21 protein-coding genes are annotated in these 24,786 nt (G+C 40.2%); 17 read left to right on the top strand and 4 right to left on the bottom strand.

Features of this window, described 5'->3' with window-relative positions; all coding sequences use genetic code 11:
• The first annotated feature begins 23 nt into the window (after positions 1-23).
• The 11 genes from BQ5338_RS15405 (at position 24) to BQ5338_RS15350 (ending at position 13,980) form a co-directional block, all read left to right on the top strand.
• Positions 24-2,807 carry a TonB-dependent receptor gene (locus tag BQ5338_RS15405; protein ID WP_071147655.1) on the top strand — a complete coding sequence of 928 codons (2,784 nt, stop codon included), beginning with the start codon at positions 24-26 and terminating at the stop codon, positions 2,805-2,807.
• Positions 2,808-2,820: 13 nt separating this feature from the next.
• Positions 2,821-3,753 carry a metallophosphoesterase gene (locus BQ5338_RS15400; RefSeq protein ID WP_071147654.1) on the top strand — a complete coding sequence of 311 codons (933 nt, stop codon included), beginning with the start codon at positions 2,821-2,823 and terminating at the stop codon, positions 3,751-3,753.
• A 596-nt stretch (positions 3,754-4,349) separates the two neighbouring features.
• Complete coding sequence (locus tag BQ5338_RS15395) at positions 4,350-5,105, top strand: hypothetical protein (RefSeq protein ID WP_071147653.1); 756 nt, start codon at positions 4,350-4,352, stop codon at positions 5,103-5,105.
• 114 nt (positions 5,106-5,219) lie between these two features.
• Entirely contained in the window at positions 5,220-5,711 is a 492-nt protein-coding gene (locus BQ5338_RS15390; protein ID WP_071147652.1) for a hypothetical protein, read from the top strand.
• Between the two features lie 84 nt (positions 5,712-5,795).
• Complete coding sequence (locus BQ5338_RS15385; RefSeq protein WP_139265272.1) at positions 5,796-6,500, top strand: T6SS effector amidase Tae4 family protein; 705 nt, start codon at positions 5,796-5,798, stop codon at positions 6,498-6,500.
• A gap of 12 nt (positions 6,501-6,512) precedes the next feature.
• Positions 6,513-7,268 carry a hypothetical protein gene (locus BQ5338_RS15380; RefSeq protein WP_071147650.1) on the top strand — a complete coding sequence of 252 codons (756 nt, stop codon included), beginning with the start codon at positions 6,513-6,515 and terminating at the stop codon, positions 7,266-7,268.
• Between the two features lie 530 nt (positions 7,269-7,798).
• The gene (locus BQ5338_RS15370) at positions 7,799-8,758 is read left to right on the top strand and encodes a calcium/sodium antiporter (protein ID WP_071147648.1); all 960 of its coding nucleotides are present in this window, start codon (positions 7,799-7,801) and stop codon (positions 8,756-8,758) included.
• Between the two features lie 42 nt (positions 8,759-8,800).
• Positions 8,801-9,937 carry an N-acetyltransferase gene (locus tag BQ5338_RS15365; RefSeq protein WP_071147647.1) on the top strand — a complete coding sequence of 379 codons (1,137 nt, stop codon included), beginning with the start codon at positions 8,801-8,803 and terminating at the stop codon, positions 9,935-9,937.
• Between the two features lie 42 nt (positions 9,938-9,979).
• Positions 9,980-11,842, top strand: coding sequence for a DNA topoisomerase IV subunit B (locus tag BQ5338_RS15360; protein WP_071147646.1), 1,863 nt, complete (start codon positions 9,980-9,982; stop codon positions 11,840-11,842).
• A 1-nt stretch (position 11,843) separates the two neighbouring features.
• A complete protein-coding gene (coaD, locus tag BQ5338_RS15355; protein ID WP_071147645.1) occupies positions 11,844-12,296 on the top strand; it encodes a pantetheine-phosphate adenylyltransferase in 453 nt (150 codons plus the stop codon).
• 10 nt (positions 12,297-12,306) lie between these two features.
• The gene (locus BQ5338_RS15350; RefSeq protein ID WP_139265271.1) at positions 12,307-13,980 is read left to right on the top strand and encodes a S41 family peptidase; all 1,674 of its coding nucleotides are present in this window, start codon (positions 12,307-12,309) and stop codon (positions 13,978-13,980) included.
• Here the strand turns inward: BQ5338_RS15350 and BQ5338_RS15345 are convergent.
• Positions 13,977-14,603 (bottom strand): phosphatase PAP2 family protein, encoded by a 627-nt coding sequence (locus tag BQ5338_RS15345; RefSeq protein ID WP_071147644.1) that lies wholly within the window; start codon positions 14,601-14,603, stop codon positions 13,977-13,979. The genes BQ5338_RS15350 and BQ5338_RS15345 overlap by 4 nt on opposite strands.
• A 104-nt stretch (positions 14,604-14,707) precedes the next feature.
• On the opposite strand from BQ5338_RS15345, the gene BQ5338_RS15340 reads away from it, so the two are divergent.
• The 4 genes from BQ5338_RS15340 to BQ5338_RS15325 all read left to right on the top strand — a co-directional run bounded on the left by BQ5338_RS15340 (position 14,708) and on the right by BQ5338_RS15325 (position 19,229).
• Positions 14,708-15,589 carry a helix-turn-helix transcriptional regulator gene (locus BQ5338_RS15340; RefSeq protein ID WP_071147643.1) on the top strand — a complete coding sequence of 294 codons (882 nt, stop codon included), beginning with the start codon at positions 14,708-14,710 and terminating at the stop codon, positions 15,587-15,589.
• Between the two features lie 215 nt (positions 15,590-15,804).
• Complete coding sequence (locus BQ5338_RS15335) at positions 15,805-16,485, top strand: succinate dehydrogenase/fumarate reductase cytochrome b subunit (protein WP_071147642.1); 681 nt, start codon at positions 15,805-15,807, stop codon at positions 16,483-16,485.
• Positions 16,486-16,523: 38 nt separating this feature from the next.
• Entirely contained in the window at positions 16,524-18,467 is a 1,944-nt protein-coding gene (locus BQ5338_RS15330; RefSeq protein ID WP_071147641.1) for a fumarate reductase/succinate dehydrogenase flavoprotein subunit, read from the top strand.
• Between the two features lie 6 nt (positions 18,468-18,473).
• Positions 18,474-19,229, top strand: a complete 756-nt coding sequence (locus BQ5338_RS15325) for a succinate dehydrogenase/fumarate reductase iron-sulfur subunit (protein WP_071147640.1) — start codon at positions 18,474-18,476, stop codon at positions 19,227-19,229.
• 325 nt (positions 19,230-19,554) lie between these two features.
• On the opposite strand, the gene dprA is transcribed toward BQ5338_RS15325, so the two are convergent.
• The 3 genes from dprA to BQ5338_RS15310 are packed head-to-tail and all read right to left on the bottom strand — an operon-like array spanning position 19,555 to position 22,349.
• Positions 19,555-20,673: a DNA-processing protein DprA gene (gene dprA / locus BQ5338_RS15320; protein WP_071147935.1), complete on the bottom strand. Its 1,119-nt coding sequence runs from the start codon at positions 20,671-20,673 to the stop codon at positions 19,555-19,557.
• Positions 20,670-21,077: an acyl-CoA thioesterase gene (locus tag BQ5338_RS15315; protein ID WP_071147639.1), complete on the bottom strand. Its 408-nt coding sequence runs from the start codon at positions 21,075-21,077 to the stop codon at positions 20,670-20,672. The genes dprA and BQ5338_RS15315 overlap by 4 nt, the downstream gene beginning before the upstream one ends.
• A 15-nt stretch (positions 21,078-21,092) precedes the next feature.
• A complete protein-coding gene (locus tag BQ5338_RS15310; RefSeq protein ID WP_071147934.1) occupies positions 21,093-22,349 on the bottom strand; it encodes a peptidase U32 family protein in 1,257 nt (418 codons plus the stop codon).
• Positions 22,350-22,528: 179 nt separating this feature from the next.
• Here BQ5338_RS15310 and dusB point away from each other — a divergent pair, with 179 nt between their 5' ends.
• Both dusB and BQ5338_RS15300 read left to right on the top strand, forming a co-directional pair.
• Positions 22,529-23,512, top strand: coding sequence for a tRNA dihydrouridine synthase DusB (dusB, locus tag BQ5338_RS15305; protein WP_071147638.1), 984 nt, complete (start codon positions 22,529-22,531; stop codon positions 23,510-23,512).
• A 275-nt stretch (positions 23,513-23,787) separates the two neighbouring features.
• On the top strand, positions 23,788-24,783 hold the full coding sequence (locus tag BQ5338_RS15300) for an SDR family NAD(P)-dependent oxidoreductase (protein ID WP_071147637.1): 996 nt from the start codon (positions 23,788-23,790) through the stop codon (positions 24,781-24,783).
• Positions 24,784-24,786: the final 3 nt, after the last annotated feature.

The raw sequence follows: 24,786 nt of genomic DNA, 5'->3' as shown, positions 1-24,786 counted from the left end.
AATTATTAACGCAAGATAAAAATATGAAACGAATAGTCAGACTAGTATCACTCATTCTTTTATTTTCGAGCATGACAAACATTGCTTTTGCAGATGAAAAGGTCAATGTCAACACCAACAAGCAGGGAACCGTTCGAGGTCGCATCGTAGATAGTTCAAAGCAATTTTTGCCGGGAGCCTCTATCTATATCGACAAACTACACACGGGAGTAACCAGCGACATTAACGGATTTTACACTTTTTCAAACCTCAATCCGGGCACATATACTGTAAAGGTTAGCTATGTTGGTTACGATCCCGTAATAATGAGTATTACTATCCCTGAAGGAAAAACACTAGAAAAAGACGTGGTACTCAATGAGGGCATACAGCTGCAAGAAGTGGTAGTTGGTGGTTCACTACAAGGACAAAACCGTGCTATCAACGTGCAAAAAAGTAATCTTGGTATCACTAATATCGTTTCGGCCGATCAGGTCGGTAAATTTCCCGACTCAAATATAGGTGATGCGCTCAAACGTATCTCAGGCATCAATGTACAGTATGACCAAGGTGAAGCACGCTTCGGGCAAGTACGCGGCACATCAGCTGATCTAAGTTCTGTTACTATCAATGGGAATCGCATTCCTTCAGCAGAAGGCGACACACGTAATGTTCAGTTAGATCTTATTCCAGCTGACATGATACAAACAATTGAAGTAAATAAAGTGATTACTCCAGATATGGAAGCCGATGCCATTGGCGGTTCCATCAATCTTGTAACCAAAAACTCACCTTATAAACGCATCCTTACAGCAACTGCAGGTTCGGGTTGGAACTGGGTAAGTGATAAAGCACAGTTGAATTTGGGACTGACTTACGGCAACAAATTCTTTAACGACAAACTGGGCATTATCCTTTCAACATCCTACCAAAACGCTCCATCCGGATCGGACAATACCGAGTTTGCATGGGAAAAAACCGACGCAGGAGAGTTGTATCTTAATGACTACCAAGTTCGTCAATATTACGTAACTCGCGAACGCCAAAGTTACTCTGCAGCATTGAATTGGGATGTAAACCCCAATCACAAGTTTTACTTCAAAGGTATATTCAACAACCGCAACGACTGGGAAAATCGCTATCGAATGACACTAAAAGATTTGAATAAAGACGAAATCACCAATCAGGCAGACGTACGCATCCAGACTAAAGCAGGCACACCTAATAACAAAAACGCACGTTTAGAACGTCAACGCACTGTGGACTTGACACTGGGCGGTGAACATCTGTTCGGCAAATTAAGCATGGACTGGAATGCATCTTATGCTAAAGCAAGTGAAGAAAGGCCAAATGAACGATATATAGACTATGTACTGAAAAAACAGAAATTCACACCAGACCTAAGCGATGAGCGCAAGCCCTTCTATACACCTCAAAGTGGATATACCACGACACTAAGTGACAAGTTTAGCCTGAAAGAACTAACCGAAGAACAAGAGGATATTCAAGAAAAAGATCTGAAACTATCTTTGAACTTTGAATTACCTATGACCAAAGGAAAATATAGCAATAAACTCAAATTCGGTGCAAAGGTAGTCGACAAGAATAAAGATAAAGTAAAAGATTTCTATGAATATACTCCGCTAGACAAAGATGGATTTAACAGCAACAGCCTGAATAATACGGTCGTTCAAAATCGTAGCGGATTCATGGCAGGAGATAAATATAAAGCAGGAAGCTTCATTAGCAAAGAGTATGTAGGCGGACTCGACCTGAATAACAGTTCTCTTTTCAAAAAAAAACAAAATCAGGAAGAAATAGCCGCAAGCTATGAAGCACAAGAAACGGTGGAAGCAGGTTATTTCCGCTTCGACCAAAACATCGGAAAGAAATGGGCACTCATGGCAGGAGTTAGATTAGAAAATACCCGGTTAAAATATACCGGACGTGATTATAATGCTAATGAAGACGTTACAACCAAAACACCTGAATCAAAAGATAGTTATTTAAATGTATTGCCTTCATTATTGATGAAATATAGTGCGGGCGAAGATCTAAAGATTCGTGCTTCATTTACCAACACCATTTCACGCCCTAAATACTCTGCATTAGTTCCTAATGTAAATGTGAATAAGGATAACGAAATAGAAATGGGTAACCCTAATTTGAAACCAACCATCTCTTACAATCTTGATTTAAGCGCCGATTACTACTTTAAGAGTATTGGTTTGGCCACTGCAGGTGTATTCTACAAAAGAATAAACGACTTCATCGTAGACCAAACCCTGAAAGATTATGCGTATAACGGAACGACATACACCAAGTTTTCTCAACCGAAGAATGCAGGAAATGCCAACTTACTTGGAGTGGAACTAGGTTTTCAACGCGACTTTGGCTTCATTGCCCCTGCTTTAAAGAGTTTCGGGTTCTATGGTAACTACACCTATACCTATACCCGCGTAAAGGACTTCAACTTCGAGGGACGCGAGAATGAAAAAGGATTAAGACTACCGGGATCTCCCGAGCATACCGCCAATGTATCACTTTACTATGAGCGCAAAGGTCTGAACGTTCGCTTATCATACAATCATGCCTCTTCGTTCATCGACGAGATGGGAACAGAGAAATTCTACGACCGCTACTATGATGCAGTCAACTACATGGACGTAAATGCAAGCTATACTTTTGCTAAACATTACACCTTCTACGCTGAGGCAAACAATTTGCTCAATCAACCGTTACGCTACTATCAAGGAACAAAAGATCGCACTGCACAGGTGGAATATTACGGCGTAAAAGTAAATGCCGGATTTAAAATTAACTTCTAAATAAAACTAAAATATGAAGCAAAGAAGCCTCATTCTACTTCTTCTGGTTCTGGTATTTACCACAGCCAAGGCTCAAATAACCGATTACTCAATATTCGATCATAAATTTAATTTCTACATTGCCAACGATTTAGGCCGCAACGGATATTACGATCAAAAGCCCATAGCCGAACTAATGGGAACCATGGGCGAAGAGGTAGGACCGGAGTTCGTGTTAGCAACAGGAGATATTCATCACTTTGAAGGAGTACGTAGCGTAAACGATCCATTATGGATGACCAACTACGAACTCATCTACAGCCATCCCGAATTGATGATAGATTGGTATCCTGTTCTGGGCAATCATGAATATCGCGGAAACACGCAAGCTGTACTCGATTACAGTAACGTTAGTCGTCGCTGGAACATGCCTGCCCGATACTACACCAAAACCTTCAGCGAAAAAGGAACTACCATGCGTATTGTATGGATAGATACTGCCCCGTTGATAGACAAATACCGCAACGAAAGCGAAACCTATCCTGACGCTTGCAAACAAGACATGAAGAAACAATTGGCATGGATTGATTCTGTGTTGACAGTGGCCAAAGAAAACTGGGTAATTGTTGCAGGACATCATCCTATCTATGCCCAGACAGCCAAAGATGATTCCGAAAGAGCAGACATGCAAGCACGTCTCGATCCCATCTTGCGCAAGCATAAAGTAGACATGTATGTTTGCGGTCATATCCACAATTTCCAACACATCCGGATGAAAGGCAGTTCCATAGACTATGTCGTAAACTCTGCCGGTTCACTGGCTCGCAAAGTATCTCCAATAGAGGGAACACTCTTTTGCAGTCCCGAACCCGGCTTTTCTATCTGCTCAGCAAGTAAAACAGAGCTTGATTTGCGCATGATCGATAAAAAGGGCAATATACTTTATACCGTTACAAGAAAAAAATAAATTCTACTCTTAAAAATAACTCACGACACATATAGGGCACACTTTCGCGATGAAAGTAGTGCCCTTTTTCCATCTGTAATAATAGCAGGCGATGGCTTCATTCTAGTGAAGTTGGGTAATGCATATAGTAAGAGATCAATTGTTATAGGCTATAAACCACATATAGAACATCCCCATGTTGTTCATAAAAACACCCTCATGTTATAATACTCAACATGGGGATGTTTTTACGTATTACATGGGGATGTTATGATATCTCAATAGCTGCTTTCCATAGATAGAGGAACTGTTCTCTAAAGAATGAAGAAGGATATAATAATCTATGAGAGCAAACTCTATCGGAAGCATGTGCCATTGGCAACGGCTCTTTACGAGAGAAAGAACCGTATTAATATCTTACGAAGACGTTTTTTTCATTACGTTATTTGTTATATAAAATATTTTATATATATTGCCGCCGTTAACCTGTAATACACCTTAATAATGAGACCATTAGGTCTGTAGATACTATATCTAGATATGATAATCGTTTCACAAAAGTCGAAAATTCAATATATAAAACAACAACATATTGGTGGCATTAAAATCAGAATAAAATGAAAATGAAAATTGTATTATTTTTTATGCTTTCATTATCTGCATGTGACAGGACAAGAAGTTCCAACTCTGCGACTTTTATTGCGAATGCACAAGCAGATACTATTGTGGCATCAAAAACGATTCCAAATGTAACATCTTCTTTGGAATACAGGGAAAAGGAGTATTTCCTTGTTGCAGGAAAAGACACCTCCGGTTTATCATGTATTTTTTCAGAAAATAAAAATAGCGGGAAGATCTCTCTGACTCTTGAATATGATGATTTTTATAAAAGTTCTTTGACTCCTATTGCCTGTTCATCCGATACAAGTGCCATAGGCGAAAAACAGATAGAACATAAAGCACCTTATTATAAAATAACCTATCGGCAACAGATGGAAGCTTTACGTTTAATCTTGAAAGAATCGTCAAAAGAGTTTGATTTAAGTAAGATGCGGAATATTTCTTTAATGCTTCTCAATAGTGGTGATTTAGCAATTGAAGTTACGGAACAATATACGAAAAAAATCGGAACGAAAGGTGCTATCTCGGAATATAGAGAGTTAGCAAAAATACTTGCTGGATCGCGATTAAAATCGGATTTGGATAAGCTGCTTGAGCCCTATTCCGTTTTCATAGATAGTATACGTGTTGAGAAAACATATTATGTAAATAAGAAAAGTTTTCTTGCGGAAAATAAAATAGATACTACTATCAAAGTTCCTAAAAACATCTTGGATTGTTCTATTGATTTAGATATAAATCTAAAAAAATAGCGAGATCCAGCCTCCCATATTAGATACCCTAAAGGCAGGATTATTATATGAGAATATATTATGAGGATAACGATCTTAACAGATTTGGGACATGAAGACATGTATCACTCTATTATGGAACAAACACTTATGGGAAGGACTATGGCAAGTTCGCATGTATATATAGAGATTATATTGATGGAAATATCATCAAAAATAAACATTATGAAAAAAGTGTATTTACTGTTGATTCTAAGTCTAGGCCTAACTTTATCATGTACTACATCCAGAGATAGCGTTGAACCTGATAAGAATCGGGAGATGCTTAAAGAGCTATTTATTTATAAATGCATTTCTCGGGGATATCCGGAAATCGAATTTGAGAAATTCGATAATTCTGCTGCCTTATACGTTGAATTGAGCCGTTATGATCTAAAAGTATATTTAAAGATTGATAGTTTGGCTAAAGATTTCGTAAGTAAAATCACATACAAAGACACATATTATGAAGATGAAAAGACTAAAAGCATTTTTTTCCAAAGCATGGAATACACAAAGAATAATGAATTTGACAGTTTTATAAAAAGCCTTGATAAATATATACTTGATGAATATAATCATAAGTAATATAGGACCAAGTCAACATTTACCGGAGGTTTTTGGGGAGCTGTAGGCAGTTTTCTGTCATTTGCATCCGGTGGAGGCCCATTTTTGGAACGATTGTTTAAGCATTCTTTTTCTCAGGCATGGCTAGAGGGCATACGTGGTGGCAACATGATGCATGGCTTTCTAGGCGGAGCGGTATCTGTTGTAGGAGGTGAGACTGTTGGTCAAAATTGGAGCAAAGCCGGAAAGATAGCTGCAAATTCAGTCATCTCCGGGACTGTGGCGGAACTGGGCGGTGGAAAATTTGCCAATGGAGCTATTACGGGAGCATTCTCAATGATGTTCAATGATATGATGCATAACCATTTTACCAAAAAGCAGCTAAAAAAGATTTTTGACGTTTATGAGAAGAGTCAAACAAATTACGAATCTTCTGCATCTTTTTATGAATATATTGGCGGCCCTTTAGGAGAATGGGCTAAAAATAACCCAGAACAATTTCAAAACACTTGTGCTGCGAGATTGAGCAGGGCTCTTAATTATGGTGGTTTTGAAATACCGAAAGGTGTTGCTAGCGCTTATAAAGGAGGGGATGGTAAATATTATTTTATTAATGCAAAACAAATGGAAAGTTATCTTTCTAAAATTTGGGGTGCTCCTACTTTGTTAGCAAATAGCAACAATATTAAGAATGGAGTAATTTATCAGACAAATGGTTTCAGACATGGAATTACGGGGCACTTGGATGTTATTTATCGCCGTGAACCTGCTCATGAAATATATCCAACAACAACATATGTGTGGCATTAAAATCAGAATAAAATGAAAACTGAAATTATATTATTTTCTATACTTTCATTATCTGCATGTGACAGGACAAGAAGTTCCAACTCTGCGACTTTTATTGGGAATGCACAAGCAGATACTATTGTAGTATCAAAAACTATTCCATATGAAACATTTTCTTTGGAATACAGGAAAAAGGAGTATTTCCTTGTTGCAGGAAAAGATACCTCCGGTTTATCATGTATTCTTATAGAAAATAAAAATAGCGGGAGGGTTTCTCTGAAACTTGAATATGATGATTTTTATAAAAGTTCTTTGACTCCTATTGCCTGTTCATCCGATACAAGTGCCATAGGCGAAAAACTGATAGAACATAAAGCATCATATTATAAAATGACCTATCGCCAACAGATGGAAGCTTTGCGTTTAATCTTGAAAGAATCGTCGAAAGAGTTTGATTTAAGTAAGATGCGGTATATGTCTTTAATGCTGCTCAGTAGTGGCGATTTAGCAATTGAAGTTACGGAGCAATATACGAAAAGATTCGGAATGAAAGGTACTATCACGCAATATAGAGAGTTAGAAAAAATACTTGCTGAATCGCGATTAAACTCGGATTTGGATAAGCTGCTTAAGCCCTATTCCGTTTTCATAGATTGTATAAGTGTTGAGGAAGTGTATGCTGCAAATAAGAAAACTTTTCTTGCGGAAAGTAAAATAGATGCTACTATCAAAGTTCCTAAATACATCTTGAATTGTATTATTCATTTAGATATAAATCTAAAAAAATAGCGAGATCCAGCCTCCCATATTAGATACTCTAAAGGCAGGATTATAACATTAGAATAGACTAATTCATTTAGTAATGAGGGATACTATATGGTATCCCTCATTATTGAGAATATATTATGAGGATAACTATCCGCAGATTTGGGACATGCATCATCCTATCACGGAACAAACATTTATGGGAAGAGCTATGGTGCAAGTTCATACGTATACAGATTATGTTTATGTAGATTTAATTAAAAAGAAACATTATGAAAAAAGTGTATTTACTGTTGACTCTAAGTCTAGGCCTAACTTTATCATTTATTACATCCAGAGATAGAGTGGGATAGCCAACTTTAGCCAATCATTGAGTTTAGCACATAAAAAACTGACCACCTCTTAAATTTCGGTGACACTTCCTCCCCAAGTTTTATCAGATAAAAGATAACCCATTAGTCGCAAATAAACATCCGAATACCCATTTGGCGAACAAAATTGAAGAAATTTCGATTTGTAAGCATTATATTTGCACACTAATTATAAAAGAATCTATGAACATACTACTTCTCATTGGAGGCTTGCTCCTAATACTCTTGGGAGCTAACGGCTTGACAGACGGCGCAGCTTCCATTGCCAAACGTTTTAAGATACCTTCTATCGTCATCGGATTGACTATTGTGGCTTTTGGGACTTCAGCTCCGGAACTTGCAGTGAGTGTCTCTTCTTCTCTGAAAGGCAGTGCGAATATTGCCATAGGGAATGTTATTGGTAGCAATATATTCAATACGCTAATGATAGTAGGGTGCACAGCTCTATTTGCACCAATCGTAATTACCCGTAACACGCTTCGTAAAGAAATACCACTATGCATTCTTTCTTCTATCATCTTATTGATATGTGCCAACGATGTCTTCCTCAATAAAAGTGAAGATAACGTCTTGAGCATAACAGACGGTTTGATTATGCTTTGCTTTTTTATCATCTTCTTGGGATATACGTTTGCCATCGCTTCAAACAATCACACGGAGACTAGCAACGAAGAAGAGGTTAAGCAAATATCTATATTGAAATCGACACTCTATATCATTGGTGGGTTCTGCGCACTTATTTTTGGCGGGCAATGGTTTGTCGAAGGAGCCAGCGGTATTGCACGTGGACTAGGTGTAAGCGAATCGGTTATAGGATTAACATTAGTTGCGGGAGGAACTTCCCTACCCGAGTTAGCCACATCAATTGTTGCGGCTCTGAAGAAGAACCCCGAGATTGCGATTGGAAATGTCATTGGCAGTAACCTCTTCAATATATTTTTTGTATTGGGATGCAGTGCCACCATCACACCGCTCCACTTAAGCGGTATTAATAATTTAGACTTATTGACTCTTGTCGCATCAGGCATCTTGTTATGGTTATTTGGCCTATTTTTCGCAAAACGAACCATCACGAGAATAGAAGGAAGCATTCTTATTTTATGCTATGTAGCCTACACTGCTGCACTTATCTATATGGCTTAATAAAAAGAGTTATAATTTTATCCCACAAATAGAAATACAATCATGGCTATAATCATAAAAAAAGTATCAGATAAAAACGAACTAAAGAAGTTTATTCGCCTCAATTACGAACTTTACAAGAAAAATCCTTTTTCTGTTCCCGATCTGTATGACGATATGTTGAACACGTTCAACAAGAAAAAAAACGCAGCATTCAAGTTTTGTGAGGCAGATTATTTTTTAGCCTATAAAGACGGACAGTTAGCAGGACGCGTAGCCGCTATCATAAATAAGAAGGCAAATAGCGTTTGGAATAAGAAAGAAGTCCGCTTTGGTTGGATAGATTTTATTGATGACATAGAGGTGTCATCGGCATTGCTAAAAGCTGTAGAAGAATGGGGGAAGGAAAGAGGGATGGAAGCGATACAAGGTCCACTTGGTTTTACCGATTTTGATGCAGAAGGAATGCTTATTGAAGGATTCGATCAGTTGAGCACCATGGCAACGACCTATAATTATCCTTATTACCCCCAACACATGGAGAAGCTTGGATACGTAAAAGATGCCGACTGGATGGAATATAAAATATACATACCGGAGTCAGTGCCGGAAAAACATCAGCGCATATCCGATTTAGTTCAACGAAAATACAATCTGAAGATTAAAAAATACACTTCTGCAAAGAAATTATCCGAGGAATATGGGCAGGCTATCTTTGAGCTTATGAATGAAGCTTATAGTCCACTATACGGATACTCCCCCCTTTCACAAGGACAAATCAATCAATACGTAAAAATGTATCTTCCAATCGTCGACCTGCGTATGGTAACCCTGATTACCGATCAAGAAGACAAACTTATTTGCGTAGGAATATCGATGCCATCTCTTTCAGTTGCCTTACAGAAAGCGAAAGGTAGAATGCTTCCTTTTGGATGGTACTATTTATTTAAAGCACTGTTTATGAAGCATAGAGCCAAAATGTTAGATTTGCTGTTGGTTGCTGTAAAACCTGAATATCAGAATAAAGGCGTTAATGCTCTGTTATTTTCCGACTTAATTCCTGTTTATAAAAAATTAGGTTTTATCTTTGCGGAAAGCAACCCTGAACTTGAGCTAAATGGAAAGGTACAAGCTCAATGGGAATACTTTAAAACAGAGCAGCACAAGCGCCGTCGTGCATTCATGAAGAAGATCAATTAAAAGGCCCAAGAAAACTAAAGCCAAAGAGTACAGTATTTATTTATGGAAGAAATTTATAAAGAAAAGCAACAAGAAGTTTCTTATACTGAAGACAATATCAGGACACTCGATTGGAAAGAGCACATCCGCCGTCGCCCTGGTATGTATATCGGAAAATTAGGGGATGGCTCACATTCGGATGACGGTATCTACGTCCTTCTCAAAGAGGCGATGGACAATTCCATTGACGAATATATGATGGGCTACGGCAAAACGATTGAAGTCACTGTAACTGAAGGGAAAGTGACTGTTCGCGATCATGGCCGCGGTATTCCGCTGGGTAAAGTAGTCGATGTTTCTTCTAAGATGAATACCGGAGGAAAATATGACTCTAAAGCATTCAAAAAGTCAGTCGGCTTGAACGGAGTGGGTATCAAAGCCGTGAATGCATTGTCTAGCTATTTCAAAGTATGCAGCTTCCGAGAAGGAGAAATGAAAGCCGTACAGTATGATCAGGGAAATATTATCGAAGAATCTCCTATCGAAACTACCGAGGAGGATAATGGAACTTTAACCGAGTTTATCCCTGACAATAGTATATTTAAAGACTATCAATATCAAAGAGAATACATTGAGCCACTACTAAAGAATTACGTATTTCTCAATTCAGGATTAAGCATCATTTTTAACGGAAAGCGCTTTCACTCACGCAACGGGTTAGTTGACTTGCTGAATGAGAATATGACGACCGATCCACTCTATCCCATCATCCACTTAAAAGGCGATGATATAGAATTGGTATTGACTCACAGCAACCAATACGGAGAGGAATATTATTCATTTGTAAATGGACAACACACCACACAAGGTGGAACGCACCTAACTGCTTTCCGTGAAGCGTTGAGTAAAACCATCAAAGAGTACTTCTCTAAAAACTTTGATTATGCCGATATTCGTAGCGGCATCGTGGCAGCCATAAGCATCAAAGTGGAAGAACCAGTGTTTGAATCGCAAACAAAAACAAAACTTGGTTCAAAAGATATTTCTCCTGATGGCCTGTCCGTTAGCAAGTTTATCGGAGATTTCGTGAAGAAAGAATTGGATAATTACCTCCACATCAACCACGAGACGTCCGATATCATGCTGCAAAAGATTCAGGATTCGGAAAAAGAACGAAAGGCCATAGCCGGAGTAACGAAACTAGCCCGGGAACGAGCAAAAAAAGCAAACTTGCACAACCGCAAGTTGCGCGACTGCCGAATTCACCTGAATGACAGTAAAGGCAAAGACCTTGAAGAATCGAGCATCTTTATCACTGAGGGTGATTCTGCCAGCGGTTCAATCACAAAAAGCCGGGATGTGAATACACAAGCTGTATTCAGTTTACGAGGTAAGCCCCTTAACTCTTACGGGCTAACAAAGAAAATCGTTTATGAGAATGAAGAATTTAATCTGCTTCAGGCAGCTCTGAACATAGAAGACGGAATTGAAGCACTTCGCTACAACAAAGTGATTGTTGCTACCGATGCCGACGTAGACGGAATGCACATCCGGCTATTACTAATCACCTTTTTTCTTCAGTTCTTTCCAGACTTGATAAAAAAAGGGCATGTGTACATCCTACAAACACCTCTATTCCGTGTCAGAAATAAGAAGAAAACAATCTATTGTTATACAGATGATGAGCGAATAAAAGCCATTGATGAACTAGGACCAAATCCAGAAATCACTCGATTCAAAGGATTAGGAGAAATCTCTCCCGATGAGTTCAGGCATTTTATTGGCAAAGACATCCGCTTAGAACAGGTTTCGCTTCGTAAAAATGACTTAGTAAAAGAACTGCTTGAGTTCTACATGGGTAAGAATACCATGGAGAGGCAAAACTTTATTATTGATAATCTGGTTATAGAAGAAGATATTGCGTAACATGAAAAGAGCTATATTCCCGGGAACATTCGACCCTTTCACCATCGGACATCACTCCGTTGTGCTCCGTTCACTCACTTTCATGGATGAAATTGTCATCGGAATAGGTATTAATGAAAATAAAAACACTTATTTCCCCATAGAAAAGCGCGTGGACATGGTTCGAAAGTACTACAAGAACGAGCCACGCATTAAAGTGCTCTCTTATGACTGCTTGACAATTGACTTTGCACAACAAGTAGATGCGAAGTTCATCGTTCGTGGTATTCGTACGGTAAAAGATTTCGAATACGAAGAAACTATTGCCGACGTTAATCGCAAACTGGCAGACATTGAAACCATTCTCCTCTTTACTGAGCCCGAACTAACCTGCATTAGCTCTACCATTGTACGCGAGCTTCTTAGTTTCAACAAAGATATCAGCCAATTCATCCCTGAAGGAATGGAATTATAAAACAATAAATATGAAAGAAAAGAAAAGCGGGTTATTAAGCCCAACATTAATAAAAACTATCCTCTTTGCATTCATTACGTTTAGCAGTCTAACGACTTCTACTGCCGTAGGACAAAACTACGGAACCGAAGCTTCGCGCAAACTTCAAATGGCTCAATTTGCCATCACAAATCTATATGTAGATAAGGTCGATGAGAACAAATTGGTAGAAGAAGCTATTATCAAAATGCTGGCTCAGCTCGATCCTCATTCTACTTATGCGGATGCTGAAGAAGTTAAAAAAATGAATGAACCTTTAGTCGGTAATTTTGAAGGTATTGGAGTACAATTCAACATGAGTGAAGACACTCTATTTGTTATCCAGCCCGTAAGCAACGGACCGTCGGAAAAAATCGGTATTTTGGCAGGAGATAGAATTGTTGCGGTTAACGACACTGCTATTGCGGGCGTAAAGATGAGCACAGAAGAGATCATGAGCCGCTTAAGAGGACCAAAAGATTCAAAGGTAAATCTAACGATCGTAAGAAGAGGAATTAAAGAGCCTCTAATGTTTACTGTAAAAAGAGATAAAATCCCAATTTATAGCTTAGATGCCACGTACATGATCCAGCCCAAGATTGGTTACATACGCATCAACCGATTCGGTGCTACCACAGCCGAAGAATTTAACAAATCATTGAAAGAGCTGCAGAAAAAAGGGATGAAAGACCTTATACTCGACCTACAAGGAAACGGTGGAGGATACTTGAATGCAGCTATCGACTTAGCCAACGAGTTTCTCGAACAAAAAGAACTTATCGTATATACGGAAGGAAGGAATTCACAAAGAAGCGAATTTTTCGCCAAAGGCACAGGTGATTTCCGTAATGGACGCCTAATTGTACTTGTAGATGAGTTTTCAGCTTCAGCCAGTGAAATTGTTACCGGTGCAGTGCAAGATTGGGATAGAGGTCTTGTTGTGGGCCGTCGTTCATTCGGCAAAGGATTGGTGCAAAGGCCTATCGATCTGCCCGATGGGTCAATGATTCGTCTTACTATAGCTCGGTATTATACTCCAGCAGGACGTTGCATCCAGAAGCCCTATAACATGAATACCAATAAATCAGAAACAGAAAAGAATGGTGGAGAGTTCGAGGCCTATAATGAAGATTTGATTAACCGCTATAACAATGGCGAGATGACGAGCGCAGATAGCATCCATTTTCCTGATTCATTACAATGCAAGACAAAGAAACTCCAGCGTACAATATACGGAGGAGGAGGTATTATGCCCGATTATTTTGTGCCGATTGACACAACCCTATATACAAGTTACCACCAAAATTTGGCAGCTAAGGGCGTTATTCTGAAAACAACCATGAAGTTTATTGAAAATAATCGAAAGCAGTTATTAGCAAAATATAATAAATTTGAAGCTTTCAATAAAAGTTTTGAAGTAAGTGATGATATATTGAAAGAGATGACAGATTTGGCCGATAAAGAGAAAATCAAATTTGATGAAATTCAATATAAGAAATCATTGCCTCTCATAAAAGTGCAGCTCAAAGCACTGATTGCCCGCGATTTATGGAATATGAGCGAATATTTTCAAGTAATTAATAGCACAAATAAGAGTGTGGTTAGAGCTACTGAAATTCTCAATTCGAATGAATATGAAGATCTTCTGAAAGCTCAGCACAACTAGTAATTCAAAGTTGTCTGTTTTCGTTTTTGAGGAAGCAGGCAACTTTTGAGCCATCTGTTTATATACACATTTGCCACAGCGCATCCGGTTCCGATAAGCGCTCCGGCAAAAACGTCTGAGGGATAGTGAACGCCTTCATTCATTCTCGCAAAACCGACAGAACACGCCCAAGCAGCTGATGGTGCAATTACATACCATTTGGGGTATTTAATACTTAGAGCCGTAGCAAGAGAAAAAGCAGAAGCAGTATGAGCAGAAGGAAAAGAAGAGCCACTTGGCCTTTCTTGCGCATCCACTCTATCCGGATAATGCTCAAAGGGGCGTTCTCTACCGACTACAGACTTCATACCATAAGTGACTGCAAAAGCGCCAATAACACTACTCCCAATATAAAATGCATCTTCAAACAGTTTCTCATTTTTGTTTATCCCGGCATAAATAGCCAATCCAGTAGGGATTCCCACAACAATGTAAGGAGTCGTATTAGAAAGTATTTTACTAGAATTCCTCACAAATCGTCCATCGATACTATTTATTCTATGTAACGTATTAATATCCCAGTTCTGCCCATAGATGCCAACAATTGATGTCATTATGAACAGTATTACAAAAAAAGCTTTCATTATCTCTGGTATTAGGTTGTTTTTGCAAAGATATGCTAAATAAGTAAATCCATATCATCAAAAAATATATCTTTGTCTTCATTTAGAAAAACCTGTTGTAGTTCATGACAAAAGAAAACCTTTGTAAAAGGCTCGATAGTTGCTCCAAGTGTCCCAAAGCCTCCGACGAAAGCTTAGCCCGTCAGAGTTTTAGCAAAGGACACCATCTCCCACAGGACAAGTGTACTCAAAACTGCATGCTATTTATACTAAAAGGTCAACTACTGATCAATAGCGAAGAATATCCGGGTACCACGCTTCGAGAAGGCGAATTTATTCTGCAGGCCATCAACTCTAAATTAGAGCTTCTAGCCCTTACTGACGTAGAATACCTACTTTATTGGTTTAATCAACTTCCTATTATTTGCGAAGAACGTTATCAAGAAATAATTGGAGAATCTGAAGCCCCTATAACTTATACTCCACTCAGAACAATTCCCCGCCTAACATTTTTGTTACGAGACATGTTCGATTACTTAGAAGATCAACCCTGTGGGAAGTTCATTGAACTCAAATGCCAAGAGCTCATTTATATCATAACATGCTACTATCCCCTCCCTCAGCTAAGTGCATTCTTCTACCCTATAAGCCGATATACCGAAAATTTTCACTACTTCGTCATGCAAAACTATAACAAGGTAAAGAACGTAGAAGAATTTGCCCATTTAGGAGGCTACAGCATTACTACTTTTCGCCGTCTTTTTAAGAACATGTATGGAGAGCCAGTGTACGAGTGGATGCTAAGTAAAAAACGAAAAGCTATTTTAGACGATCTGCAAAATACAAAGCAAAAGATTGGTGCAATTAGTACTCATTATGGATTTGACACCCTATCTCATTTTGCACATTTCTGCAAATCATCTTTTGGTTACTCTCCACGTGAAGTTCGCTCACGAGCTGCCAAAGGAGAAACAATAGAGATAAAACCACAAAAAGAAGAACGATAAAAGCAGCCTATGACAATATTTGCCATAAGCGCATATAACTTCATTTGATAGAGTTAAACACGCCTTTTCTAGCCACTTCTCATCCCACCCTTATTAAGGAATTATTTCTTTAATTACTTGCTTAATCAATGTATTTCCCTTACTTTTGCGTAATAAAAAAACAGGCGCAATAAAATTATAGTTCTAACAATTAAATAATTTAAAATCGATCATTTATGTGGTTAAGTAATTCATCTGTAGGAAGGAAAGTGGTGATGAGCATTACAGGACTTGCCCTTATCCTATTTCTGACGTTTCACATGGCGATGAATCTTGTTGCAATCATCAGTGGAGATGCTTACAACGTGGTTTGTGAGTTCCTTGGAGCAAACTGGTATGCTTTAGTTGCTACAACAGGATTGGCGGCCCTATTCGTAGTCCATATTGTTTATGCCTTTTGGCTAACAATACAAAACCGAAAAGCACGTGGTAGCGAACGCTATGCTGTAGTAGACAAGCCTAAATCGGTAGAATGGGCTTCACAAAACATGCTTGTTCTGGGTATTATCATTATTGCCGGACTGGGACTACACTTTGCTAACTTCTGGTACAAAATGCAATTTAATGAGCTTACCAATGTACTTCCTAATGTTGACCCTCAGGATGGTGCAGCTCTAATCAGAGAGACATTCAGCAGCCCGGTATTTGTAGCTCTTTACCTCGTTTGGTTAGGTGCACTTTGGTTTCATCTAACTCATGGGTTCTGGAGTTCATTGCAAACCATAGGCTTGAACAATAAAATCTGGTTCGAACGTTGGAAGCTTGTTTCCAATATCTATTCAACAGTTATTGTTGGCGGTTTCGCTCTGGTAGTTATCGTATTCTTCGTTAAGTCGTTGATGTGCGGAGCTTTGTAGTAATAGAAAATTGTAACTCATTAAATTGTTAAAGCATTATGACTAAGATAGATTCAAAGATTCCTGAAGGCCAATTGGCTGAGAAATGGAGTAACTATAAAGCTCATCAGAAACTTGTTAACCCAGCCAACAAACGCCGACTTGACATTATCGTTGTAGGTACCGGTTTAGCGGGCGCCTCTGCTGCCGCCTCATTAGGTGAAATGGGCTTCAAAGTATTTAACTTCTGCATTCAAGACTCTCCTCGCCGTGCTCACTCTATTGCAGCACAAGGTGGCATCAACGCTGCTAAAAATTATCAGAATGATGGTGACTCTGTATACCGCTTGTTCTATGACACTATAAAAGGTGGTGACTACCGCGCACGTGAAGCTAATGTATACCGCTTGGCTGAAGTATCCAATGCTATCATCGATCAATGTGTGGCACAAGGTGTTCCTTTTGCCCGCGACTACGGTGGCACACTTGATAACCGCTCTTTCGGTGGCGCTCAAGTATCTCGTACATTCTACGCAAAAGGACAGACAGGCCAGCAATTACTGCTAGGTGCCTACTCTGCACTCAGCCGCCAAGTACACAAAGGAAACGTAAAACTATATACCCGCTACGAAATGCTTGACCTTGTAGTTATTGATGGTCGTGCTCGTGGTATTATTACCCGCAATCTGGTTACCGGAGAGATTGAACGCTTTGCTGCCCATGCAGTAGTTATTGGTACAGGCGGTTATGGAAATGCATTCTTCCTTTCAACAAACGCTATGGGTTCTAACGCATCCGTAACTATTCAATGCTACAAAAAAGGGGCTTATTTCGCTAACCCTTGCTACGCACAGATTCACCCTACATGTATTCCTGTTCACGGTGATAAACAGTCTAAGTTAACACTGATGTCTGAATCACTTCGTAATGATGGTCGTATTTGGGTTCCTAAAAAATTGGAAGATGCCAAAGCTATTCAAGCAGGAACGAAGAAAGCAACAGACGTGCCGGATGAAGATCGTGATTTCTACCTGGAACGCCGCTACCCTGCTTTTGGTAACCTTGTACCTCGTGACGTTGCATCTCGTGCAGCCAAAGAACGCTGTGATGCAGGCTTCGGTGTAAACAACACTGGTTTAGCTGTATTCCTAGACTTTAAATACGCCATTGATCGCTTGGGCGAAGATGTTGTTCGTGCTCGTTACGGCAACTTATTCGATATGTACGAGGAGATCTCTGACGAAAATCCTTATAAATCACCAATGATGATCTTCCCCGCTATTCACTACACAATGGGTGGCATCTGGGTTGACTATGAATTGATGACTTCCGTTCCCGGTCTATTTGCTATTGGCGAATGTAATTTCTCCGATCATGGCGCTAACCGCCTAGGTGCTTCTGCTTTGATGCAGGGTTTAGCCGACGGATATTTCGTATTGCCTTTTACTATTCAAAACTATCTTGCTGACCAAATTCAGGTTCCTCGTTTTTCTACTGATCTACCTGAATTCGTAGAAACAGAGAAAGCTGTTACCGAGAAAATCAACAAGATCAAAGCTGTTAATGGTAAACATTCAGTAGATTCTATTCACAAAAAATTAGGTCACATCATGTGGGACTTTGTAGGCATGGCCCGCACAAAAGAGTCTTTGCAGAAAGCGATTGATGGAATTAAAGAAGTGAAGAAAGACTTCTGGGCGAATGTACGCATTCCGGGAGATGTAAACGAACTGAACGTAGAACTGGAAAAAGCACTTCGCTTGGCAGACTTTATTGAAGTAGGTATGTTGATGGCTGTTGACGGGCTGAATCGTGAGGAATCTTGCGGTGGTCACTTCCGCGAAGAATATCAAACTCCGGAAGGCGAAGCTCTCCGTGATGATGCAAACTTCTCTTATGTAGCTTGCTGGAAATATAAAGGCGAAGATTCTGAACCGGAATTGATTAAGGAAGATTTGAATTATCAGTTTGTGAAGGTACAAACCCGTAACTATAAAGCATAATAGACAATGGAAAAAAATATATCATTCACGCTTAAAGTATGGCGCCAAAAAGGCCCTAAAGCAAAAGGTGCTTTTGAAACATACCCAATGAAAGACATTTCCGGAGATACTTCATTTCTTGAAATGCTCGACATCCTTAACGAAGATCTGATCAACGGAGGGAAAGAACCAATTGTATTCGATCATGATTGCCGCGAGGGTATCTGCGGTATGTGCTCTCTTTACATCAATGGGCATCCCCACGGGCCAGCAACAGGTGCTACTACTTGCCAGATGTATATGCGTCGCTTCAATGATGGTGACACGATCACTGTAGAGCCATGGCGTTCTGCCGGTTTCCCGGTTATTCGCGACTTAATGGTAGACCGCACTGCTTTTGATAAGATCATACAGGCAGGTGGATATGTAAATATCAATACCGGTGCTCCTCAAGACGCCAATGCTATCCTGATTTCAAAAGAGATCGCTGACGAAGCAATGGATTCAGCTTCATGCATTGGCTGTGGCGCTTGTGTCGCTGCATGCAAAAACGGATCTGCCATGCTGTTTGTCTCTGCCAAAGTAAGCCAACTGTCTCTTCTTCCACAAGGAAAGATAGAAGCTGCACGTCGTGCTAAAGCAATGGTTTCAAAAATGGATGAACTGGGCTTTGGTAACTGTACCAACACACGTGCTTGTGAGGCTGAGTGTCCAAAGAATATTTCAATCAGTAACATAGCCCGTTTGAATCGTGACTTTATCGTTGCTAAGTTAAAAGACTAAAAGCTGATTTAAACACATTCATAGAAAAATCCTCTACCGGAAACGGCAGAGGATTTTTTATTTATTCCCTCATCTAAAACGCAAACAAAATCAGAAGCATTCAACTGCGACTATATGAAAGCATTGTTAACGATAATGAGTCAAAAAGATATTCCGTGCACGGAAACACTAAATATTCGTGAAATAAGATTAAAAGAGTGGAGAACAAGATGCGATTATTTGGAGGGATGGTCAAGAGCCCTTATATTTGCAGTGTGTTTTTCATAGTATTAGATTTAAGGTTAACAAAGGTTGGAGTCAGGCGTGACTCCTTTTTTTTTGCCCATTACCCAAGTAGCTGATACATACCTCCTGCAAGTACACGCACAACGCCTTTCATTTCAAGTTCAAACAAAATCGCATTTATCTTGTGCACCGGAATATTAGTAACCACTACCAAGTTATTTATTTGCTGATCTCCCTTCTCCAAGATAGAAACAATCGCTTGCTCTTCATCACTCAGATCAGGAAAAAGAACTCGTTGGACACCTTCGATCTTCTTTGATTGCGACTCTGCGTCCCAACACATCGCACGCACAAAGTCTTCAGCCGACTGAATAAGTGTTGCTTTATTATCTCGAATCAATTGATTGCACCCTTTCGAATACTCATCACTCACCCGGCCGGGAAAAGCAAAACAATCTCGATGATAACTTTCTGCGATATCCGCAGTAATAAGTGATCCACCTTTTGCAGCAGACTCTACAACAATGGTAGCATCGGAAATACCCGCCACAATACGATTACGACTCACAAAATTATGCTTATCAGGATTCGTTTCCGTGAGAAACTCCGTAAGTAATCCACCATTGGCTAACATATCAACAGCTGTTTTCCTGTGCACGGAAGGATAGATGCGATCGAGTCCATGAGCTAAGACGCCTACAGTAGGCAGATTATTGGCCAAGGCCGCCCGATGTGCATGAATGTCGATGCCATAAGCTAAACCGCTCACAACAAGTACATCCGGCACCAGCTCTCTCAATTCATTGAGGAAACGAAGGCAAATCTGCTTCCCGTAATCAGTAGCATTCCGGGTACCTACCATGTTTATCGTCCGCAAAGCATTGAGTTCTGCACTTCCCCTATAAAAAAGGACAATGGGAGCATCATCACACTCGCGCATACGAACGGGATATGTTTCCTCATTAATCGTTAGACACTGAATATGATTCTTAACTACGAATTCATATTCTTTCTCCGCACGTTGCAAAGCCTCCGGACAATCCAAGGCTTCAACAACACGCATGGTAGCTCCTTTCATTAATTGTGGTAGTTCAGTCCGTCGTTTAAAAACGCTAACGGCGTCTCCTACAGCATTGATAAGGTTTCTGCCCCATATCGGGCCAATGCCCGGTACTTGCGTCAGTGCTATGCTATAAATACATTCGTCATCGCTCATTATTCTGACAGATATGGAGTAAAGACACGATCGAAAAGTTCGCTCTGAGTAAGGCGCCCATTGACAAGGCATACCGTTTCTACCGATGCCTTAACCACCACCTTACTATCGCTCTTTCGGAAAATATCTTGGTAGAACACATACTTAATACCCTCCTTTTTGAGGTAGAGTTTAGAAATAAACTCGTCTCCACTCTTTAGTGGAGTTTTAAATGAGATATTGATGCGTGCCACCACCGGGTCAACACCTTGCTCATGTAAACCGGCAAAGCTTACACCTATAGAAACTAGAAATTCATGACGTGTATGCTCCAAATAATGCTGATAATTAGCATTATTGACTATCCCCTGCAAGTCGCATTCATAATCACGTACTTTCAAGGTTAATTCATAAATGTATTTATTCATGATAATATATGAGATCTATAACAATGCATCCTTTTTCTTCTTGGCAGCTTTCAGTTCCTCTGTAGAAACTAGCTTGAAGAGTTTATCGCTCGGACGAATTTTATCGGTGAGTTTGAATGAAAAGTGTTCACCCTGCTTTATCACATCTACAGGTTTCAAATCAACACGGGCTTCCTCCAGCGTAGTAAACACGGCACCGGTAGTAGGACCAGTTATTAATAACTTATCACCAACTTTCACATCGGTAGCTTCCACGAGAAATTCCGCCACACCAATATTACTGAAATAACGGATTCCCTTACCTACATATACTTTCTTCTCAGTAGCTTCTGAGCCGTAATTCTTACTCCACTCGCCCAAGCGTTGTCCCATGTAATATCCATCCCAAAAGCCACGGTTAAAGACAGTCTTCAGCCGCTCATCCCATGCTGCAATTTTCTCGTCAGTGAAAGTATCTTCCAAGCAAGCCGCAACAGCCTCCTTATAGCATTTCACCACCGTACGCACATATTCCGGTCCGCGAGCACGTCCTTCTATCTTAAACACCCGCACTCCTGCATCCATCATCTTGTTCATGAAATGAATGGTTTTTAAGTCTTTGGGCGACATAATGTACTGGTTGTCTACATCTAACTCCACACCGGTATCCTTATCACGCACGGTGTATGCACGTCGGCATGCCTGTGTGCAGGCACCTCGATTCGCTGAACTGTTCATCTCGTGCAGAGATAGATAACATTTGCCCGATACCGCCATACAAAGCGCCCCGTGACAAAACATCTCAATGCGAATCAGTTCGCCATTAGGGCCACAGATATTCTCTTCTTTTATCTGTTGATAGATTTCCGCCACCTGATCAAGACTAAGCTCACGAGCAAGTACTACCACGTCAGCGAAGAGTGCATAGAACTTCAAAGCCTCCACATTCGAGATATTCAACTGAGTAGAGAGATGCACCTCCTGTCCTATCGTACGGGCATAGTTCATCACAGCCACATCTGCAGCAATCACAGCCGAAATACCGGCTTCTTTAGCCGCATCAACAATGGTACGCATCAACGTCAAGTCGTTATCATAGATAATTGTGTTGACAGTGAGGTAACTCTTCATTGCGTGTTCATCGCATGTTTTGGCTATCTCACGCAAGTCTTCTACGGTAAACGTATTCGATGAGCGCGAACGCATATTCAGATTTTCAATACCAAAGTAGATTGAGTCTGCTCCTGCCTGAATAGCAGCGGCAAGAGACTCCCGCGAACCGACAGGAGCCATTATTTCGAAGTCTTTTATCATTTTGAATAATTAATTAAATACCGGTTCTGAAGTTTTTAACACCTACCGCTACCTCCCTAGATAAAGGGCAAAGCAGCATCTGCTGCTCAAAACTTAGAACTTAACTGCGCAAAGGTAGGCTTTTTTCCGTATTTTTGTAACCTAAACAACTGTAGATTATGAAAATAGGGAACATAGAATTAGGCAATCAACCTGTATTTCTCGCACCAATGGAGGACGTGACCGACCCGGCCTTCCGCTTAATGTGCAAGAAATTCGGTGCCGACATGGTATATACCGAGTTTATCTCGAGCGATGCGCTGATACGTTACGTGAACAAAACAACCGAAAAACTCACCATTTGTGACGAAGAACGCCCCGTTGCCATTCAGATATATGGAAGGGAAACCGATGCAATGGTAGATGCTGCCCGCATCGTGGAAGAAGCCAATCCAAATATTCTCGATATCAATTTTGGCTGTCCGGTAAAGAAGGTAGCGGGTAAAGGAGCCGGTTCGGGTATGTTGCAGAACGTGCCAAAGATGCTGGAAATAACGCGTGCCGTTGTAGAAGCTGTAAAGATCCCTGTTACCGTTAAAACACGCCTTGGCTGGGATGCAGATAACAAGATCATTGTGGAGTTGGCAGAACAACTACAAGACTGTGGCATTGCTGCGCTAACCATTCACGGGCGCACTCGTGCCCAGATGTACACGGGCGAAGCGGACTGGAATTTGATAGGTGAGGTGAAAAACAATCCCCGCATGCACATTCCCATCATCGGCAATGGCGATGTAACATCCCCTCAACGCGTAAAGGAGTGTTTCGAGCGTTACGGAGTAGATGCCGTAATGATCGGTCGTGGAAGCATCGGCCGCCCATGGATATTTAAAGAGGTGAAACACTACTTGGAAACAGGAGAAGAGCTTCCACCTCTCTCTTTTGAGTGGAAGATGCAAGTACTCCGCGAAGAAGTACTGAGCAGTGTTGCTCGACTGGATGAACGGCGAGGAATCGTTCACATCCGTCGCCATTTGGCCGCTACTCCTTTATTTAAAGGTATCCCCAACTTCCGTGAAACACGTATTGCGATGCTTCGCACCGAAACAGTAAAGGAATTATTTGAGATATTCGAAACCATTACGCCTCCAGAGAGAGAATGAATATACTAATATTCCAAATAAAAAGCATTATGGAATAGTAATAATAGACGCAAAAAAGTGGTAGTTTCTAATTGGGATTACCACTTTTTTTATATTCAGAATTCATCATACATCAAATAAATTAGAAGTACAGCTATAATCATAGTAGCACTTCAGAATAAAAATATAAGCAAAGATTAATCGACCTTCTGAACAAAGCAACTTCGGACGATTGAACAAAGCTACCAAGAAACATTCTAGTTACTTTTGTTCCAACAATATTAAAATTAATAAAAATGGAACAGAATAATTATCAAGGAGCGTTGCAGAGACCGATAGGCTCTGGATTTAACGCCTCATCAACAGCCAGTGATGTAATCAAGGGCATTGATCTTACCGGAAAAATAGCAATCGTAACAGGTGGTAACACGGGCATCGGATTGGAAACAACCAAAACACTCGCGGCAGCAGGAGCAACAATAATCGTTCCCGCAAGGGATATAGAAAAGGCAAAGAAAAACCTGCAAGATACCATCAATGTAGAATTGGAAACAATGGACTTAATGAATCTTGATTCTATTGATGCGTTCGCAAGAAAATTCTTAGCATCGGGCAGACCACTTCATTTGTTGGTCAACAATGCGGGTATTATGTGGGTTCCGCTACGTAGAGACAGCCGTGGCATTGAATCACAATTATCGACAAATTACTTAGCACAGTTTCAGCTTACGGCTAGACTATGGCCCGCCCTTAAAAAGGCCAATGGTGCAAGAGTTATTAATGTATCCTCGCAAGGGCATCAGTTCGCATCATTCGATTTTGACGACCCCAACTTTAGGAATAGGGAATATGCAACTTTACAAGGTTACGGGCAATCAAAAACTGCGGTTAATTTGTTTTCACTTGAATTAGACAATCGAGGCAAAACATTCAATGTAAGAACGTATGCTGTACATCCGGGTTCTATAGGGGGAACGGAATTGGGAAGAGAGGCTCCGCTGGAGTTATTTCAGCAAATGGGATTTTGCGATGCAGAAGGCAATATGTTGCCAGAAATAGCAATGTCATTGAAAACAATCCCACAAGGTGCAGCCACCACAGTTTGGTGTGCCACCAGTCCTATGCTTAATACTATCGGAGGCGTATATTGTGAAGATGGAGATATTGCAGAATTAGTTACGGGATCGTCCATATCCAATGGCGTAAAAATGTATTCTTTAGACGAAATCAATGCCAAACGACTGTGGAAATTGAGTGAAAAATTAACTGGTATATTGTTTGATATTTATTAATTG

It is taken from the genome of Bacteroides ihuae (assembly GCF_900104585.1).
Classification (GTDB): domain Bacteria; phylum Bacteroidota; class Bacteroidia; order Bacteroidales; family Bacteroidaceae; genus Bacteroides; species Bacteroides ihuae.
This window is presented reverse-complemented; position numbering and strand designations above follow the sequence as displayed.